Annotated in this window: 16 protein-coding genes; 11 read left to right on the top strand and 5 right to left on the bottom strand. The window is 70.8% G+C overall.

Annotation, left to right across the window (positions count from 1 at the left end):
• Positions 1-711: 711 nt before the first annotated feature.
• Both WCD74_RS01400 and WCD74_RS01395 read right to left on the bottom strand, forming a co-directional pair.
• Positions 712-1,389: an acyltransferase gene (locus WCD74_RS01400; RefSeq protein ID WP_337693024.1), complete on the bottom strand. Its 678-nt coding sequence runs from the start codon at positions 1,387-1,389 to the stop codon at positions 712-714.
• Positions 1,386-2,069, bottom strand: coding sequence for a class I SAM-dependent methyltransferase (locus tag WCD74_RS01395; protein ID WP_337693023.1), 684 nt, complete (start codon positions 2,067-2,069; stop codon positions 1,386-1,388). The genes WCD74_RS01400 and WCD74_RS01395 overlap by 4 nt, the downstream gene beginning before the upstream one ends.
• A 291-nt stretch (positions 2,070-2,360) precedes the next feature.
• Between WCD74_RS01395 and WCD74_RS01390 the strand changes: the two genes are divergently transcribed.
• The 7 genes from WCD74_RS01390 to WCD74_RS01360 all read left to right on the top strand — a co-directional run bounded on the left by WCD74_RS01390 (position 2,361) and on the right by WCD74_RS01360 (position 10,638).
• Complete coding sequence (locus WCD74_RS01390; protein WP_337693022.1) at positions 2,361-3,716, top strand: glycosyltransferase family 4 protein; 1,356 nt, start codon at positions 2,361-2,363, stop codon at positions 3,714-3,716.
• Positions 3,713-4,933, top strand: coding sequence for an MATE family efflux transporter (locus tag WCD74_RS01385; RefSeq protein WP_337693021.1), 1,221 nt, complete (start codon positions 3,713-3,715; stop codon positions 4,931-4,933). The genes WCD74_RS01390 and WCD74_RS01385 overlap by 4 nt, the downstream gene beginning before the upstream one ends.
• Positions 4,930-6,099, top strand: a complete 1,170-nt coding sequence (locus tag WCD74_RS01380; RefSeq protein ID WP_337693020.1) for a glycosyltransferase family 4 protein — start codon at positions 4,930-4,932, stop codon at positions 6,097-6,099. The genes WCD74_RS01385 and WCD74_RS01380 overlap by 4 nt, the downstream gene beginning before the upstream one ends.
• Positions 6,096-7,517, top strand: a complete 1,422-nt coding sequence (locus WCD74_RS01375) for an O-antigen ligase family protein (RefSeq protein ID WP_337693019.1) — start codon at positions 6,096-6,098, stop codon at positions 7,515-7,517. The genes WCD74_RS01380 and WCD74_RS01375 overlap by 4 nt, the downstream gene beginning before the upstream one ends.
• Complete coding sequence (locus WCD74_RS01370; protein ID WP_337693018.1) at positions 7,514-9,016, top strand: tyrosine-protein kinase domain-containing protein; 1,503 nt, start codon at positions 7,514-7,516, stop codon at positions 9,014-9,016. The genes WCD74_RS01375 and WCD74_RS01370 overlap by 4 nt, the downstream gene beginning before the upstream one ends.
• Entirely contained in the window at positions 9,013-9,696 is a 684-nt protein-coding gene (locus tag WCD74_RS01365; protein ID WP_337693017.1) for a hypothetical protein, read from the top strand. The genes WCD74_RS01370 and WCD74_RS01365 overlap by 4 nt, the downstream gene beginning before the upstream one ends.
• A 228-nt stretch (positions 9,697-9,924) precedes the next feature.
• The gene (locus tag WCD74_RS01360) at positions 9,925-10,638 is read left to right on the top strand and encodes a hypothetical protein (protein ID WP_337693016.1); all 714 of its coding nucleotides are present in this window, start codon (positions 9,925-9,927) and stop codon (positions 10,636-10,638) included.
• Between the two features lie 84 nt (positions 10,639-10,722).
• Here WCD74_RS01360 and WCD74_RS01355 read toward each other — a convergent pair whose 3' ends face one another.
• On the bottom strand, positions 10,723-10,941 hold the full coding sequence (locus WCD74_RS01355; RefSeq protein WP_337693015.1) for a type II toxin-antitoxin system HicB family antitoxin: 219 nt from the start codon (positions 10,939-10,941) through the stop codon (positions 10,723-10,725).
• Between the two features lie 543 nt (positions 10,942-11,484).
• Here WCD74_RS01355 and WCD74_RS01350 point away from each other — a divergent pair.
• The 3 genes from WCD74_RS01350 to WCD74_RS01340 all read left to right on the top strand — a co-directional run bounded on the left by WCD74_RS01350 (position 11,485) and on the right by WCD74_RS01340 (position 14,777).
• Positions 11,485-11,805 carry a hypothetical protein gene (locus tag WCD74_RS01350; protein ID WP_337693014.1) on the top strand — a complete coding sequence of 107 codons (321 nt, stop codon included), beginning with the start codon at positions 11,485-11,487 and terminating at the stop codon, positions 11,803-11,805.
• Complete coding sequence (locus WCD74_RS01345; protein WP_337693013.1) at positions 11,787-13,247, top strand: hypothetical protein; 1,461 nt, start codon at positions 11,787-11,789, stop codon at positions 13,245-13,247. The genes WCD74_RS01350 and WCD74_RS01345 overlap by 19 nt, the downstream gene beginning before the upstream one ends.
• 576 nt (positions 13,248-13,823) lie before the next feature.
• Positions 13,824-14,777: an aKG-HExxH-type peptide beta-hydroxylase gene (locus WCD74_RS01340; protein WP_337693012.1), complete on the top strand. Its 954-nt coding sequence runs from the start codon at positions 13,824-13,826 to the stop codon at positions 14,775-14,777.
• 148 nt (positions 14,778-14,925) lie between these two features.
• Here the strand turns inward: WCD74_RS01340 and WCD74_RS01335 are convergent, their stop codons facing one another.
• Both WCD74_RS01335 and WCD74_RS01330 read right to left on the bottom strand, forming a co-directional pair.
• A complete protein-coding gene (locus tag WCD74_RS01335) occupies positions 14,926-16,677 on the bottom strand; it encodes a tetratricopeptide repeat protein (protein WP_337693011.1) in 1,752 nt (583 codons plus the stop codon).
• Positions 16,674-17,033 carry a hypothetical protein gene (locus tag WCD74_RS01330; protein WP_337693010.1) on the bottom strand — a complete coding sequence of 120 codons (360 nt, stop codon included), beginning with the start codon at positions 17,031-17,033 and terminating at the stop codon, positions 16,674-16,676. The genes WCD74_RS01335 and WCD74_RS01330 overlap by 4 nt, the downstream gene beginning before the upstream one ends.
• Before the next feature lie 248 nt (positions 17,034-17,281).
• On the opposite strand from WCD74_RS01330, the gene WCD74_RS01325 reads away from it, so the two are divergent.
• The gene (locus tag WCD74_RS01325) at positions 17,282-17,791 is read left to right on the top strand and encodes a hypothetical protein (RefSeq protein WP_337693009.1); all 510 of its coding nucleotides are present in this window, start codon (positions 17,282-17,284) and stop codon (positions 17,789-17,791) included.
• Positions 17,792-17,892 lie beyond the last annotated feature (101 nt).

Raw genomic sequence — 17,892 nt, 5'->3', positions numbered from 1 at the left:
TGGCGAGCCCCGCGAGGACGACTTCAGAACCTCTCGTCGGCCGCCGGGCGCGAGATGAGCACGAGACGGTCGGCGCCCGCGATCAGCGGGTGCCGCGCGGGGCCTATACCCCCGCGGCGACGAGGGCACCGTCGTGAGCCGGGAGCCCTTCAAGTAGGCGTTACGGACGGCCCTCACAGGCGACTTTCCACGCACCTGGTGCAGAGCCGCCTACGAGTCTGGGTCGGCTGACGGAAGCCGTGTACTGGCCGCAGCCGTGGCCCGAAGAGCGCAGTCCCGGGCCGGACTGGCCGCGCCGGGAGCAGGGGCCGCGCGGCCGGGTAGCGCGCATCGAGGATCGAGAGCTCTCTGAGGCCGACGACCGGGTGGCAGGCCAACAGCTGCGGCGGAGCTGTTCCGGTCTTGCGGGTCGGAATCGACAGCCCGCCGCCGCGACGCGGACCTCGTCGGGGGGCGTCCCCGCCACCAGCATTACGGCTGCTGCAGCGCCGACCCCGCAACCGATCCGTCGGGCCCGTCCACGTCGACGAGCCCGCGCGCGAGGGATGATGGTTCGGCCTTTCTTGCGCTTGGTGGATGCTGACAGGGAGCGCTTCGAGTGCTTGTCTCTCCATCGCCGAGGGAGACGCCGCCAGGAAGAACACTCCGTGCTCGAAGCGCTGGCCTTCGGGTGAAGCAGCTCGCGCCGAGATCGGGAGCGACTCGCACGCCTCAGCGGATCGTGAGCTCGTCGGTGAGGAACAGCTGGCTGAAGTCGAGCTCGCGAACTGGCTTGGCGGGCACCCCAGCGTAGAGGAAGCCCGGCTTGCGGCACTGGCCGTGCACCACCGAGCCGGCGGCCACGATGCTGCGTTCGGCGATCTTGACCCCGGGCAGGAGCGTGCAGCGGGTGGTGATGATGGAGCGCTCGCCGATCGTGATCGGACGCGCGTCCTGCCTTGCCGTGCGGTAGTCGAAGGTGTGGGTCATGACCTGCGTCCAATAGCCGGCGAGCACGCTGCGGCTGACCAGCTCGACCTTCGCGCAGCAGTCGATGAAGTGCATGATCGTGATCGACGTGTTGTAGCCCATGATGAGGGCCAGGTGCCGGTCGACGTCCTCGAAGAAGCCCTTGTCGCGGCGGACCGAGTTGATCCAGTTCAGGTGTGCGATCCGGGAGGCCTCGGCCATCCACAGGTCCTCGAGGCCGCGGATGACGTTGAGGTGCCCGATGGCTGCGCCGGGGCCCATCTCGAAGCGGTCGACGTCGATAAAGGAGCGGCCGATCACGGCGGTCGGGTCGATCCGGTAGCCGAGAAGGCGGGTATGCACGAAGCGGCGCAGGAATCCGGGCGCCACCATGGCGAACAGCGCGAGAGCGGAGCGGAAGCGTCGCGAACGGATGATCATGAGGCGATCCAGGGCTGGTTCCGGGCGAGATCCTTGCGCACGACGAAGCCGAAGATGTTGCCCTGGCGTCTTGCCACGCTGTTGAGACCCCGATTGATGGCGTTGCCGGCCAGAATGCGCGGAGCGGACTGCCGTGAGTCCTTCTCGCCGAGCAGAGCGCGCATCCCGGACGTCAGTGCCCGGTCGGTCCCGATCAGCCAGTGGGCATGGAACTCGATCGGGACGGATCGGCCGGGATCGAAGGTCCGGATCGTCTTGCGCACCTCGTGTCGGGTCCAGCGGTACACGTGATTGGGCACACCGGTGCCGTCCACGCCGCCGGTCGAGCCGCCGCCGTCGGCCACCGCCTCGTGCTCGTAGACCCCGGCCAGGCCGACCGAACAGGCGAGACGCATGAGCGGGGAGTCCTGGTTCTCCACGGACACGACCGTGCGCCGCGCGATGCGGTACATCTCGTAGAGCGCCTGGTGCGGTCGGCTGCAGTGGTGCAGGCCCGCATGCCCGATGACGTGGTCGAACGCGCCGTCGGCGACGTCCATCGTGTGCGCGTCGCCCCGGAGCGCGTCGGCGTCGAGCCGGCTCGAGGGGGAGTCGGGGGCCAGGTTGACGAAGGTCGCGCGGCGCAACCCCAGCCGCTCGGTGACCTGCCGGTCGAACTCGCCCGCGAACTGCACCAGCACGGTGTGGTCGGGAGCGACGACTCTCGCGACCATCAGTTCTCGGAGGATCTTCTCGTACATCCCGGCACCCGCCTCGGGGGTGCCCGACTTCGTCATCGTCTCGCTCACGATGCTCCTCGTGGAAGTGCGGCGACGGTGATTGCCCGTCGAAGCCGCATCGCGGCAGTACTCGAATGTGTTACGCCCGGTACACCCTACCGGTGGATGAGAATGATCTGAGTGGACCTGTAACGCGACGGAAAGCTACGGCGATCTGGCCCGCGTCACGATGTTCACCCCACCGGGTGAAACGTGCCCGGACGGATCTCAGGAAAGAGATCCGTTCGACGGAAGCCGACCGGGGTGGGGATCGTGCGACGACTGGACATTCTTCTCCTGGGGTTGAACTACGCCCCGGAGAGAACCGGAATCGCTCCGTACACGACCGGGATGGCCCGCGCGTGGGCGGACGCGGGTCACCGCGTGCACGTGGTGACGGGGTACCCGCACTACCCGCAGTGGCGGGTCCAGCCGGGTTTCCGAGGCGCGCGGCTCGAGGAGCGCGACGGCGACATCCGCATCACCCGCGTGCGTCACCCGGTGCCCAACCGGCCGACGGGCTGGGGCCGTATCGGCATGGAGGCGGCCTTCGCCGCCGCGTCGCTCGCCGTCCGTACCCGCCGTCCGGACGTGGTGGTCGCCGTCAGCCCGGCCCTGCTCACCGTGGCCGCCGCCCTCTGGCGCCGGCGGTGGGGGAGCGTTCCGCTCGGCGTCGTCGTGCAGGACCTCTACGGAGACGTCGTCGCCGAGACCGGCGTGCTCGGTGGTCGGGGCGGCCGGTCCGTCGCGCGGGTGGAGCGCAGCCTGCTCTCCCGCGCGGACGGGATCGTCGCCGTCCACGACATGTTCCGCGGTGGGCTGGCTCGGGCGGGCGTCCCCGACGGGGCGGTCACCGTCATCGGGAACTGGACCCACACCACGAGCGCCACCGGCGATCCCGCGGCGTTGCGCCACCGGCTCGGCTGGCCGGTCGACCGCACGATCGCCCTGCACGCCGGCAACATGGGGGCGAAGCAGGGCCTCGAGAACGTCGTGGCCGCCGCCCGTCTCGCCGAGCAGCGTGAGCTGCCGGTCCGCTTCGTCCTGCTGGGCGACGGCAACCAGCGCCCGCGCCTGGCCGAGCTCGGAGCCGACTGCACCAGCCTGGAGTTCCTCGACCCGCTTCCCGACGGCGAGTTCGAGACCGCGCTCGCCGCCGCGGACGTCCTCGTGCTCAACGAGCGCGAGACCGTCACGCAGATGTGCGTGCCCAGCAAGCTGACCTCCTACTTCGCGGCCGGGCGCCCGGTCGTCGCCGCGACGTCGGCGACGAGCCCGGCCGGTCGGGAGATGGGCGCGGCGGCGGCGGGCATCGTCGTCGAGCCGGGCCGCCCGGAGCTCCTGCTCGAGGCGGCCGTCGCGCTCGGGATGGGCGACGGCGCCCACCTCGGGCAGCGCGGCCGCGAGTACGCCGCCGCGCACTACTCGGCGGAGGCGTCGCGGGCGGCCTACCTGGCCTGGGTCACGGCACTCGCCGAGGGCCGCCGGAGCAGCGGGGGTGCCGAGGCACTCGAGGTGCCGCGTCAGCGGCGCCGCTTCCTCGCCCGACGCCGGCGGACCGTCGCATGACCAGCCTGCGGAGCTCCGCGGCGGGGATGGCCTCGCAGCTGCTCAACGCGGGCACCAACGTCGTCACGGCGTTCGCGGCCTCCGTCGTCCTGGCGCCCGAGTCCTTCGGCCTGTTCGTGCTCGGCTTCGCGGTGGTGACGATCGCGCTCGCCACCGGCCGCGGCCTCATCGGCCAGACCATGCTCACCCAGCTCCCGGCCACCCCGGAGGGCGACCGCCCGGCTCTCGTGCGGTCCGCCGTGGGATTCGCGGTCCTGGTCGGCGGGCTCGGGACGGTCGCGCTCCTCGTCGTCTCCCAGTGGATCGGGTCCGTCGTCTGGTTCGTGCCCTGGCTCGTCCTGGCGCTCGTGCAGGACGTCGGGCGATACGCCTTCCTGGCTCTCGGGCGGGCGGTCGCCGCGCTCGTGCTCGACGTCGTGTGGGCCGCCGCGCAGGCCGTGCTCGTCGTCGGGTGGTGGCTGATCGGCGGCGCGCTCGGCATCGGCGTGTTCGCCACGGCCTGGGGCGTCGGGGCACTCGCCGGGGCCGTCGCCTTCGCCGCCCTGGCCCGACACTCCGCGGTGCCGGCCGGCCCGGGGCCCTGGTTGCGCTCCACGCGGGACGTCGCCGGGTGGTTCACCGCCATGTCGGTGCTCGGCCAGCTCGAGGTGTACCTCGTCATCCTGCTCGCCGGAGCACTCGCCGGCGCCCGGGACGCGGGCGGTCTGCGAGCGGTGCAGCTGCTGGTCTTCCAACCCCCGATGGTCCTGCTCGGGGCCGTTCTCGCCCTGGCGACGCCGCCGGTCGCGCGGCTCGGCGCCGGCTCGAGCGGGCTGCCGTCGGTGTGGCGGCTCACGGCACTCGCGGTCACGCCGGTCGCCGCGGTCGTCCTCGTGGTCGCGACGCTGGCGGGCCCGGTCATGGGTTTCCTCTTCCCCCAGTACACCGACTACTCCGACCTGGTCCTCCCGGTCGCGCTGCAGTCGGCGCTCGCCGCGTTCGCGGTGCCGACGCTCGCCCTGCTCGCCGGCACCCGCCGCGCGGGGCTCGCCTTCGGGCTGCAGACGGGTCGGTCGATCCTGCTGCTGGTCGGCGTCGTCGTCGGCGCGATCGTGGCCGGGACCCACGGGCTCGCGTGGTCGCTCGCGATCAGCGGCGCCGTCACCCTCGCCGTGGGGACCTACATCGCCTGGTCGGTGCTCACCACCGTGCCCGCGCGCGAGGCGGTGCCGGCATGAGGGTCGCCGTCGTCCACGGCTTCTACCGCTCCGACGTCCCGAGCGGGGAGAACCTCGCGGTGACCGCGCAGGTCGACGCCCTGCGCGATGCCGGCCACGAGGTCGAGCTCGTCGCCCAGCGCTCCGACGAGCGCATGCGCCGCCGCACCTGGCCGATCGAGGGCGCCCTGACCACGGTCACCGGCCTCGGTCCGGACCCGACCCGCGAGCTCCAGGCGTTCGGACCCGACGTCGTCCACGTCCACAACCTCTTCCCGCACTTCTCGACGAGGTGGCTGGCCGCCTGGCGCGGACCCGTCGTCGCGACCCTGCACAACTTCCGACCCCTGTGCGCGGTCGGGACCATGGTGCGCGACGGCCGGCGCTGCACCCGGTGCGTGGACGAGTCGCCGGCCGAGGCCGTCCGCCACGCCTGCTTCAAGGGCTCCCGGCTCGCGACGGCGCCACTGGCCATCGCGCAGGTCGGGGGGCCGGCGCGGCACCCGGTCATCGCGCGGGCCGACCGACTCGTGGTGATCTCGCAGCGGGCGGCCGACGAGTACGAGCGGGCCGGGATCCCCGGTCGGCGCTTCGACGTGGTGCCGAACTTCGTCCCGCCCGCGCCGCCGACGATCCCGTCGCCGCGGGCCGGGGCGGGGGAGCGGTGGCTCTACGCCGGTCGGCTCTCGCGCGAGAAGGGGCTCCCCGAGCTCCTCGACGCGTGGCCGGGCGACCGTGCACTCGACGTGATCGGCGACGGCGAGGACGCGGCCGTCCTGCGCGGCTTCGAGCGGCCGGCCGTGCACTTCCTCGGACGCCGCGACAACGCCGAGATCCGCGCGGCGCTGCCGTCGTACACCGGTCTCGTGGTGCCGAGCCAGTGGCCCGAGGCCGGTCCACCGCTGACCTACCTCGAGGCTCTCGCTGCCGGGACTCCTGTCGTCGCCTTCGCGGGCAACGGCGCCGCTGATGACGTCGCCCGCCGCGGGACCGGCGTCGTGGTCCCGACGAGGCCGGGGACCGAGGACCTGACCGCGGCTCTCGACCGGGTCGTGCGGGAGCGGGCGTCCCTGGCCGCCACCTGCCGGACGGTCGCCGACGAGGTGTTCGCGCCGTCGTCCTGGACGGTTGCGATCACGCGGGTCTACCGCGCCGCCGTGTCCCAGCCGGCCGGGGTGGCGTCGTGAACCGCGTGGCCGCCGTCGTCCTCGGCGCGATCGGCGTGCTCGCGGCCGGCGCGGTGCTCGTGGCGACGCTGACGAGCGTGCCGCCGTGGGCCGTCGTCGCGGCGGTGGGGGGCCTGACGGCGGTCGGGGTGCTCTGGTGGCTGCGGGGACCGGACGACGTCGGGATCGCCCTGCTCGTGCTGGCGGTGTTCAGCTCGCCGTGGAACGCCGTCGGGGTGGGGTCGCTCAAGCCGGGGCCGGTGCTGCTGGCCGCGTCCCTGCTCGTGCTCGGCGTGCAGGCGGTGCGGCTCCGGCGCCCGATCTCGATCTCGGCCTGGTTGTGGCCGCTCGCCGTCGCCGTGCTCGTCGTCGCGGTGATCACCATGTTCGTGCCCCCGAGCCCGTCGTACATGGCCGGCCGCTTCTACGCCGACGAGACGTTCTTCGACCTCTGGGAGCTGCAGCACGTCGCCTGGGGCAGTGCGCTCGACGCGGCCCAGTGGCTCGTGGCGATCCTCGGCCTGGTGTTCGCCGCGACCCTGGCGGTACGGCTCCGCCCCGCCCTGCCCCCGGTCCTCGCGGATGCGTGGGTCGCGGGCGCGGGCGTCAGCGCTCTGGTCGCGCTGACCGACCAGTTCGAGTTCACCGCGGTGAGCGCGAAGCTGCTGCCGTTCGTCGACGTGGGCGGTCGGCAGGCCGGGCTCACCGTCCAGCCCAACCACCTCGCCATGGGTGCGCTGCTCGTCCTGCCCCTCGCGGTGTGGCGGGCGGTCTCCGCCCGCGGGCGCGCCTCGCGCCTGGTGGCGACGGCGGTTGTGCTCCTGCTGCTCGGCGGGATCGTCGTCGCCCAGTCCCGCGGTGCGCTGGCGGTCTCCCTGCTCGTGCTGGTCGTCGCGCTGGTGCTCCACCGGCGCGGTCGGCTCGCGCTCGCCCCGCTGGCGGTGCTCGTCGTCGTCGCCATCTCGACGGTCCTCCTCGCCGTGCCCGGCGCCGCTCGCAAGGTCGGCGAGGCCCTGCGCCTGACCGGGCAGGACAGCGCGGTCGCCAGCAACCTGCTCCGGGACATGCTGACCGAGCAGACCCTGCGGGACATCGGCTCGTCGCCGTGGCACGGCATCGGATTCCAGGTGGCCGTCGCCGGCCACAACATCTGGTTGCAGCTGCTCGCCTGCGGCGGCGTGATCGTCTTCCTGGGCTTCCTCGTGACCCTCGTGGGCTTCGTCGCCGAGGCGTGGGGGATCCGCGACCGCTACGACGGGCTGCCCCTGCTGCTCATGATCTCCGTCGGCGCCTGGCTCGTCGCCGGGATAGTCGAGAACAACCTCACCGACCTCTTCCTCTACGTCCCGTTCGCCATCGTCGCCGCGGTCAAGGCCGCCGACATGCACCGGACGGCGGTGGGAGCCGCCGTCCTCGTCCCCGGGGGAGCCCGATCATGACCTTCCCGTCCCTCCTGCGTGCCCTGCGGGACCGATGGCTCCTCCTCGTCGCGGGAGTGCTCGTCGGACTCCTCGCGGCCACCGTCACCACCCTGTTCATCCCGCGCTCGTACGCCTCGACGACGAGCCTCTACGTGTTCGCGAGCGACGTCTCGCGCAACTCCCAGGACGCCTACCAGGGCAGCCTGCTGTCTCAGCAACGCGTGAAGTCCTACGCGGAGCTGATCGTCTCGGCGCGGGTCCTCCAGCCCGCGATCGACCGGGCCGGGTTGCGGATGTCCGTCGACGACCTCGCGGACGAGGTCACCGTGACCTCCGGGCTGGACTCGACGATCCTCGGAGTCACCGTCGCCGACGCCGACCCGCAGCGGGCCGCGGCGGTGTCGAACGCGATCGCGGGTCGCTTCATCGAGGTCGTGGGGGAGCTCGAGCGACCGCGTGAGGCCGGCGCGGCCCCGTCGGTGGACGTCAACGTCATCGATCCCGCCGTGGCCGACCCCAGCCCGGTCAGCCCGCTGTGGTGGGTCAACCTCCTGGTCGGCGGTGGCTCGGGGCTGCTGCTCGCCGCGGGGGCCGTCCTGGTGTGGGGGTCACTCGACACGCGCCTGCGGACCGCGGCCGAGCTCGCCCAGCGGGCCGGCGCCATGTCGCTCGGCGCCGTGCCGGTGAGCCCGGCCCTGAGCGAGGGTTCCGCTCCGGACGCGGTGGACGACCCCGCCTACGCGGAGGCCATCCGGCGCGTGCGCACGAACCTGTTGTTCGCCTCGGTGGACGAGCCGCCGCGCTCGCTCCTGGTGACCAGTTCGGTGGCGGCCGAGGGCAAGACGACGGTCGTCTCCACCCTCGCAGCCGCCTACGCGCAGACCGGTCGCGTGATCGTCGTCGAGGGCGACCTCCGTCGTCCCGCGCTCGCCGGTCGGCTCGGCCTCGTCGACGCCGTGGGGCTCACCGACGTGCTGACCCGGCGGGTGTCGCTGTCCATGGCCGTCCAGCCCTGGGGTAACACGGGCGTCGACGTGCTGGTCTGCGGCACGGTGCCGCCCAACCCCAGCGAGCTGCTGTCGAGTCGCTCCATGCGGGAGCTGGTCGACGAGCTGGCGGGAACGTACGACCTGGTGATCATCGACGGGCCGCCGCTCCTGCCGGTGACAGACGCCTCGGTCCTCTCCGTGCACGTCGACGGGGTGCTGCTGCTGGCCCGGGCGGGCTCGACGACGGCCGGGCAGGTCGACCAGGCGGTCGAGAGCCTGACCGCGGTCGGTGCCAAGGTCGTCGGTTCGGTGCTGACGTTGAGCGAGCCGGTGGCGGGCGGGACGTACTACGCCGCCGTGCCGTCGTCGTCCTTCTACCCGGCTCCGGTGTCTCCAGCGGTCGGCTTCCCGCAGGCCGAGCATAGTGGCCCGCCCACCGTGCAGTTGTCCCCGCAGCCCGGCCGGGCGCCCGCCCACGCCGCCGCGTCCACGAACGGGCGGAAGCCCGACTCGGACGGACCGGCGTGATCTCCCGCCGGGTGCTGCTCGCGTCGGCGGGAGCCCTCGCTCTCGGCGCGTGCAGTGCCCGCGCGGAGCCCGCGGTCGCCCCGGCTCCGCCGGTCCCGCTGCGGCTCTCCACGCGGTGGAGCGCCCGGCCCGACGGGCCGCTGCCGGCCACGGGCGACGAGGGCGCCCCGCTGCAGTGCGTGCTGTCCGGGAGCACCGAGCGCCCGGCGATCCGCGGGGGTGCGCTCGTCAGCAACCTGCCCGACGCCCACAGCGCGGCGTACCTGAGCCAGCCGCTGGGTCAGCGGCTCCGCCGGATCGGGGCGACGTTCGGCTTCCGGCCTGGCGACGTCGCGGGCTCGGTGGCCCTGCTGGCCTGGACCGGCTCGATGCCCCTGTCCGGACACTGCCACATGGTGTTCACCTCCGACCGCTGGATCGCCGGGGTACTCGTCGACGGCGCTGTGCAGGAGGTCGACACGGCGTACTACGCACGCCCGCTCGTGCAGGACGTGCGTCCGTACCGCGTGGACCTGACGTTCGACGGGGCGACGGTGATCGCGGACCTGCCCGACGGGACGCGGCGCACGATGACCGACCCCCGCTTCGACCGCGGGGACGGCGTGGCGGCGTGCTGGGAGTTCTACAAGAACGACGCCGGCTCGGCCGACTCGATGCTTTACGAGACCTGGGCGGGCTGAGCGCTCACCGGCGGGCGGTCGCGACGTGACGCGGGGGTTTCGTCACGCCAACGGGCCTTCGTGAACGACCGGCCAGCCGACCGTCGGAAGGTGATGGCGTCGCGCCGGTGAAGGTGGCGTACGACAAACGAGCGATCGAGCTTCGATTCATCTTGTCGATACTCGTTCGTCGGCGCATTGTTCTCGTGGGTTCGGGGAAGAGATGCAAGCTCGAATGTGGGGGAAGTTGTGACGGACGTCCGGATACCAGGATCGGCCCACGACGCCAAGGGCTCCGATCTCGCAGAGCCCGCGGCCGCGCTCGCCATACGGTTGCGTCTCCTCGGCGACGAACCACCGCCCGGCGACAAGGAATCGACACCCGACTCGGTGCAAGTGATCCAGGCCGGGGCGCTGTTCTTCTCGAAGTCGTGGGCCAACTGGGTCGCGGGCGGGACGACCCTGACCGCGCTGGTCACGGCAGCGGGGGGCGCCTTCGTCAGCGCTACCACCGATCTCTCGGCAGCAGGTCAGGCAGCGTTCATTGCCGGCGCGCTCTTCGTCCTCTCGGCCGGAGCGGTGGCCGTGGCAATGATCGTCGCTTCGGACGTCCGGAGCCGCGCGGCTGCGACGGTAGCCCAGTACAACGCGCGCGCCGAGATCGCGAGGGCTTTCGTGGCGGCGGTCGTTCCCAGTACGACACGCGGGTCCGCTGCAGACGATCGTGTGTCGGCCACGGTCGACCTGGCGAAGTCACGGAGCCTCTCGCTCGCACTCGCAGTTGCGGCCTTTGGCGAACGAGTCGTGGTGACGCCGGAAACGGGCCCTGCCGCCGGTCCTGTCACAGGAATGCGCAACGACCGGAAGCAAGGTCTCGAAGTGGAGTTGGAAGGCCGCGATTGGGTCGCAGTCGATGATCTCAAGAGTTTCCACACGTCGGACCCGAAGATCGACGCAGATTGAACATGGCACGCCGCGGTCGAGGTTCCAGGGCGACGTCGTTCCGACCCGTGTCGTTGCCCTGGCAGAACCTGAGGGAGCGTGGGCTCACGCCGGGATACGGATCTCGATGGGGGTAACCAGCGGGTGCTCGTAGGAGACCGGAGCGGCGTCGTCCTCGAAGTACAGTTCCAGGGCTTCCCGGAGGTTCGCCAGGGCCTCGTCGACGGATGTTCCCTGGCTCGCGACCTCGACCTCCAGGCGGCGCGCGACGTACCAGTGCCCATCCCGGGTGACGGCCGCAGTCATCGTTCGCGCGGTTTCCATGACCCGAGTCTGACGGGTCCGGTCGTGTCGGACCCGGTCCTCGTCGACGACGAGGCCGTGACCCGGCGGAACCTGTCGAGCGCCTCGTCGTCCTCGCTCCGCGGCGTCGCCGTTGTCCGACGGTGGCCACCCACACGACCCGCGCCGGTGGGTCGTCGTCGAAGAGCAGCAGACCCCGGTGCGCGACGCGCCCGCGAAGTTCGAGGGGTGCCGTGTCGTGCACCAGGAGGTCCGCCGATGGCGGGACGGCGACCTAGAACGACGCGGGCGCCGACTCGCCCCACCTGGTGGAGGCCCGGTAACGATTCGGACACCGGGGACGATCTCTGCACATCCGAGGGGGGCACCTTGCGAAACCGGAATCACGTCGAGCCGGCCGAGTTCGGTCACGTCGTGCGCTTGGCCAGGAGTTGCTCGTGTGCGCTCATCGCGCTGGTATGCGCGGTACTCGTAGCTGCCTGCCAGCCCGGTGGCTCCGCGGGCGGCCCGCCGAAGCCAAGCACGTCGAGCCCCGCTCCCACGACGCCCGCCGTCGGCCCTCCGGTGTCGGCACTTCGTCCGGGCGCCGGAGCGCCCCCGTTCTGCTTCCGACTGGCCGGCGACCCTGCCATCGGGAGCCTGTCGTCGGCGATCCTCGCGACCATCGACCGCCAGGACGCGTCCGCGCCGCAGCGGGTGCGAGGGGCGGCCGCCTCGCTGCGGCAGTACGCGGCCGCCGGCCTGGGCCGCCCGGCGAGCGACATGGCGCAGGCGCTCGATCAGATCAGTGTCGACCCGGGCAACGACCGCGCGTTCGACCAGCTCGAGACGCTGGGCGTGGGACTCGACAGCCGAATGAGGAGCGTATGCCGCACCGCGTCCTGATCCGTACCGCGATCGCGCTCCTGGCCATCGTGATCACCTTCGGCGGGTCGTTCATCGCACTCGGCGACTCGGCCGACGCAGCGCAGGACGACACGCTGTGCGTGCCGGAGCCCGGCCGCGTGACCGTCCCGTCCGACTTCGTGCTAAACGCCTGCTTCGACGGCACCCACCTCGTTCTGCAGAATCGCAAGGAGATCGTCCTGCGGGTCAACCGGACCGGCTCGGCGGGGCAGGGCGAGCTGACCCCGGTCGGAGGTGCCCCGACGGAAGCAGCTGGGCTCATGGAGCTCCTCCACTCGGAGGAGAACCCGGACCTGCTGCCACCGTCGTACCAGCTGAGGATTCCGGTCCTGTCGGGCGAGATCGGGTCCGTGGAGGTCGTCGGCGTTCGGGACTATCAGACCGAGTACGTCCTGGTGAAGGGCATGGTCACGGCGTTCGGGATGCCAGGGCGTCTGGCCGGGATCGCCACGGAGCTCGCCGCACTCAACCAGGACCTCCGATACGTATGGGCTGACTTCCAGGCGTGTGCTTCGGCTCGGGCCGGGTACTGGAGCCGACTCGCGTGCGACGCCAACTACTCCCGCGACGTGGCCGTCGCCCTGACGACGTTCACGCTGGCGTCGGTGGAGAAGGTGGGTGGCATCAGCGTGTCCGGGATCCGCGGGATCATCGAGACCGCGGAGTGGAGCAACGCCGCCGTCGAGGACTTCTCGGCGTTCCTCCGCGGAAGTCGCCGGATGCACGTCCTGGCCGACCCGGACGGCGGAGGCGGGGCGGTCGAGCAGGGCCGGGCGCCCCAGCTGTCGGCGAGCAGCGGTCCCGCGGGATCAGGTCTAGGCGTGGCGTTCGCCGACAGGTGCCCGTCCCCAGCCGGCGACTTCAGCGGCATCGTCGAGGGCGAGGTCATCGGTCCGGACGGTCAGAACTACGGCCTGCTCCAGGGTGCCGTCGAACTAGACGGAACGATCTACAGCGGTTTCCTGGACGTGCAGTCCGAGGTGCCGTCCCGCGGGGAGGTGGATGCTCCACCTGGCCGCTACCGGGTCACGAGCCGCTGCCTGCGCGACGGAGAGGAGTCGCGAAACGTCGTGAAGACCTTCGAGGAGGCGGAGTTCCGGGTGACGGGACCCTCACCGCGTGTGCGTTTCGCTAGCGCGCGGGTCAACACCGGAGAGCGTGTGACCTTCACTCCCAGCGTGCCGTGCTCTGCGGATGGAGCCGAGGCCCTCGTGCAGCTGAACATGCCGACCCAGGGGTACAGCCATTTGGACCCCGGCGTCATCCCGCCCGACGGTCGATGGGTCGTCTCGAGCACGACCCTCGGTCCCGGGACCTACGAGGTCGGCGGATCGTGCACCTGGCCGGACGAGAAGGGCTACGCCGGCCGCCACGTCCAGCGCTACGGCTACTCCCCGCTCGAGGTGGTGCAGCCCGAGTAGTACTCGAACGGGAAGTCCCGACGGCTCCGGGCGTCCACCGTCCCCCGGGCGGCGACGGTGGACGCGGAGGGCTGCCGCCGTCGGGGACCGCGCACGTCGATCGCTCCACCTGGGTGTGGCGGCCACCCGCGGGGACCTGATCCGGCCACCACGGGGGACTTCCCATGATCCCGGACATTCGTCGTACTTGTTCACAGAAGTGAACTTCGCTCTGTTGTATCCGTCAGAGTGGCGTGCAATGTCGATCAGGCTCCTTGTCGAGTCGAGATCCTCTGTTCTCGGACAATTCGTTCTCGGTGACGATTCGTGCGCGATCAGTGACCGGTGTTCGTTTCTTCGGGAGCGTGCTGTTCGTGTCGACTGCCCGTGTGGGCAGGGCCATGTGGAAGTACATGTTTCCGCGTGCTTTTCGGTACATGTTCATCGACGTCGGATTCGAGCACTCGCGAGTACGCTCGTCTGGTCGACGACGTACGGAAGAATCGCTTCTCGACGTTCGTCTCGCTCGCGATCCACCTTCGTACTGAGTATCCACGAGCCTGGTAGGAGTCGGGACTCCCGGAACACTTCGACGGCGTGATCGCCTCCGAGACCGAACGACGACGGCTCATGCGTGATCCCGCTTTCCACGCATGGCTCGGTCTCGTCCTAGACGAGTTGGCTCGTCAGCACAACGGGGCGACGTCGGACGGACTGGGCGCCGATGACACCGAGCTCGAGGACCTTCTCCGCGATTTCGCCTTTATGCGCACGAGAATCGGCGAACGGGAGGCACAGGCCTCTCGCCTTGAGAGCTCGACGGTCGTGGTCCAGGGCGAGGACCTGGACCGCCTCATCCAGGCCGTCACGCCACCGAGCTACACTTTCCGATCGGGCAGCAGGGCGGCTACAAGCCACCCGATCGGCTTCCTCGCCGATGTCGCGAGTGTCGCCCTGCATCGGATCGGCCAGGCCTGGCCCGAGTGTCGCTCGATGGTCGAGGAACTGGTGTCGATCATCGGCTACTTGCCGGACGCGGGTTTCCGGAGCTGCTCAGTCCTCAGGTATTCCGGAGTCATCTACATCGGGGCGGGGGACAACTCCATCCTCGACCTCGAGGAGTCCATCGTCCACGAGGCCGGCCATCAGCTCCTCTACATGATCTCGGAGAGGGATCAACTCGTGGAGCCGGGTCCAGATGCCGAACGCCAGTACTCGCTCCCGTGGTCCGGCCAGCTCAGGAACGTCTACGGCTATCTCCACGCCTTCTACATCTACGTGCTGCTCGCGAAGTACTTCGCGCGGGTGGTGCACGCGACGTCGAGCACGCACCTTTCCCGCGATCACATTCGAGCGGAACGACGTCTCGAGACGATCCTCATCGGGTTGGCTGCAGCGTCGACGACCTCCTCCTGGTACGACAAAGGCCGGGGCGAGCGCCAGGAGGACTCCAAGAGTGGATTCGACAGCGGCAAGAAACACGCGCCCTCGGCGTGCGGTCTGGCGCCGTGCAGTGTCGGCGCCCTGCGTGACGAGATCGTCGAGGAGTAGCTCGGGCTCGATTTTCATTCGGAGCCGATCTTGTTCGCCAACGGGGTCGGTCGACCGATGATTCTGTCCTGACTCCGTCCCCTGCAGCGGGGCGTGCCGACAACCTCTGATCCGCCGAGCTCGGCGGATCCGGGTCCCCGTGACGCGGTCAGCTCAGGTTGCGCACCTGACGAGCGAGCACCTCGAGGTTGCCTACGGCCCGGTGGTCGCCGAGGGCGGCCGAGAGCTCCCATGCCGCTTTGGCCTCAGCGAAGCGTCCAGCGTGATAGTGAACGAGTCCGAGGTCGTGTGCTGACCCGGCATGCCCGGCCGCCGCTCCTCGTTCCCAGGCCTCGGCGGCGCCGGCGAGGTCGCCTTGCTCACGGAGGAGGATGCCGAGATGGAACGACGCCCCGGCATCGCCGAGGCTTTCCGCCCGGAGGAGGACGTTCCGGGCCTGACCGGCATCGCCTTGTTCGAGGAGAGCCCCGGCGAGGACGAGGAGTGCGCTCGTCGCCCCCTTGTCCGCGGCCTGGCTGAGCAGTTGGACAGCACGTTCTGACGTCGGATCGACGGTGAGCAGCATCCGCCCCAGGTTGGTATGACCCTCGACCACGCCCAGATCGATGCTGCGTTGATAGGCGGCTCGGGCGCCCTCGTGGTCGCCGCGTCCTTCGAGGAGGGCCCCGAGGTTGTTTGCCGCTCGACCATCGCCGGCGGCAGCAGCGCGAGCGTGCACCTTCTCGGCCTCGACGGTCTGCCCCGTGGCCGCGAGCAGGCAACCCAGATTGTAGGTGCCCTCGGGCTCCCCGTACTCGTCCGCCAGTTCGAAGGCTCGTAGCGCCTCGCCCGTGCGGCCGCGATCGCGGAGGGCGACGCCGAGATTGTTCTGGGCGACCGCGAGGCCCGCGGCCGGAACGAGATCGTAGAGCGCTCTTTCCGCATCGTCGTTACCCCGCGCCCGTTCGAGCCGCCCAGCGGCGACCGCGGCACGGGGATGTCCGCACCGTGCCCCTCGGACGTAGTCGGCCAGGGCGGCGTCGGTCTCCCCGAGCCGCTCATGGAGCACACCGGCGAGGTGGGCCAGGTCACCGTCATCGGCAGGGGCGGCGCGGAGGCCGTCCAAAGCGGATCGGCACCACGCTACATCGTCCGGGTCCATCGCTCTCTCGTCGCCGACGTCACCGGCGGACTCCGGCGCCACCAGCCAGGGGTGCGCGTCGAGGCGCCCAGGAGAACCGAAGTCGCCGACGCCCGCGAACGGGAGGTCGGGGGCGGTCACGGCGAAGATGCCGACGTCCTTCTTGTCGAGTCCGGCGACTGCGGGACACGTCGTCCGGCCTGCCGCATTGCCCGCCGCGGCGACGATCAGGACTCCGGCATCTGCCACCCGCAGCGCGGTACGGCAGACGCGGCACCGACCGCGACACGGCTGACCGAGGAAGGTCGTGCCGTACACGCCGGCGCTGATGTTCGCCACGATCCGTCGCTCGGGGTACTTCTCCTGCAGACGTTCGAGGTGCTCCAGTCCCGCGATCATCGAGGCCTTGCTGCCTCGACCGTCGGACCCGGCGATCTTGATGTTCACGACGTTGCCCTCGTACCGGACCCGCTCTGCAGCGGAGAATGCACTGAGGAAGATGAGCGCGACGACGGTGCCGTGTCCGGCGAGGTCCTCCAACGTGCCCTCATCGGTGAGGTCGACGCTGTCTTCGTGGTTGAGATAGGGCTTGATCGACGGGTGTCGGGACATGAGGCCCGAGTCGAGGAAGGCAGCGAGGGGTGGAGGCGCCTCGCCGACCGGGAGTTCGGGCGCGTCGTCGGGCTCCGGCAGCACAGCCCGAATCGCGAGACCGAGCCAGGCTCCCTTGGCCGGCTCCGTGTTGTCGCCGAGCACACGGACCGACCGGTCCTGCGTCATGCCCCACCGCTCAGAGCGAGCTGCACGACCAACCCGATGACACCGAGCACGAGGAGCAGCAGCGCCGCGATGCGTGCCGCCGGCCCGCTTGCCCGGTCGGTAGCGGACTTGTGTTCACCACCCAGCACGCGAACATCGGAGGGCTTGTTCACAGCGGCGATCAGGGCGAGGGCACCGCCACCGGCCATGACTGCCAGGCCGATGCTCGACGTGGTGATCTTGATCTTGTCCCATTCGACGACTGTCTCGCTGACGGGTCCGAGGCCGAGGAGCGCGGTGACGGCTCCGGCCACAGCGAGCAGGAAGCCCCCCAGGATGAGGATCGTGTACGTGTAGGACACCTCGGTCTTCGTCATGCAGGACTCCTGATGCAGATCCGGCGGGGCGCGCTTCTTCAGCGGAACGTAATGGGCAGCTTCAGAGCGCTCGCCTGTGCTCACTCCGACGGACTAGCGCAGGTACCTGTTTGCTCGCTCCAAGTGCTCGAAGTTGCGCTCAAACGCAAGATCGTCGTTGCCCAGGGGCGGCTGGCAGGGTCGCCGCTGAAAGGCGGACGAAAGGGACATTCGCTGTCGTGTGCCCAATGGGGGTCCGGGAGCGCGCGGTGGTAAGCCTGACGGCGGGGTTGGCGATCGTCACCTCGGTGGCGTGCGGCGCAGCGAGGCCGGCTGCCGTGCAGGTCGCGCCCGACATCGCGTCGTCGGTTGGGGCGGCGGGTCGTTCCGTCGCGATTCCCGGAAGTTCCGTCGAGGACCTGGCCCGTTCGTCCGGCACCTCGCCGAGGGTCATCGAGGACGTCGCCCGGGGCGGTTCGAACCAGGACGTCCAGGGCTGGCTGTCCGCGCTACGTGATGCGAGCGTGCAGACGCAGGAGCAGTTGCGGGACAGCGTCGTCGACGCGGCGTGCAAGTCGTTGACCGAGGGCTCGGTGCGAGAGACGCTGGCCGACCAGCTCGCTGAGAATCGCTTGACTCTGACGGGGCAACAGCAGCGCGCTCTCCTCCTCGACGCGGGTGCCCTCGCCGAGGAGCTGCGGCGGGCGGCGCGCAGCTCGGACCCCGAGACCCGGGGGCAGGTCGCGGTGTTCTGCTGGTCAGCATTGACGACCGGCTGACCGACAGCCCGAGCTTCGCCGCGCTCGCCCATCTGCCGCCGACGACCCCGGATCGGGCTGCATGCAGGTCGTATCGGGTCACCCGCCCTCGCTCGCTACGG

It is taken from the genome of Actinomycetospora aurantiaca (assembly GCF_037401875.1).
GTDB classification, from domain to species: Bacteria; Actinomycetota; Actinomycetes; order Mycobacteriales; family Pseudonocardiaceae; genus Actinomycetospora; species Actinomycetospora aurantiaca.
This window is presented reverse-complemented; position numbering and strand designations above follow the sequence as displayed.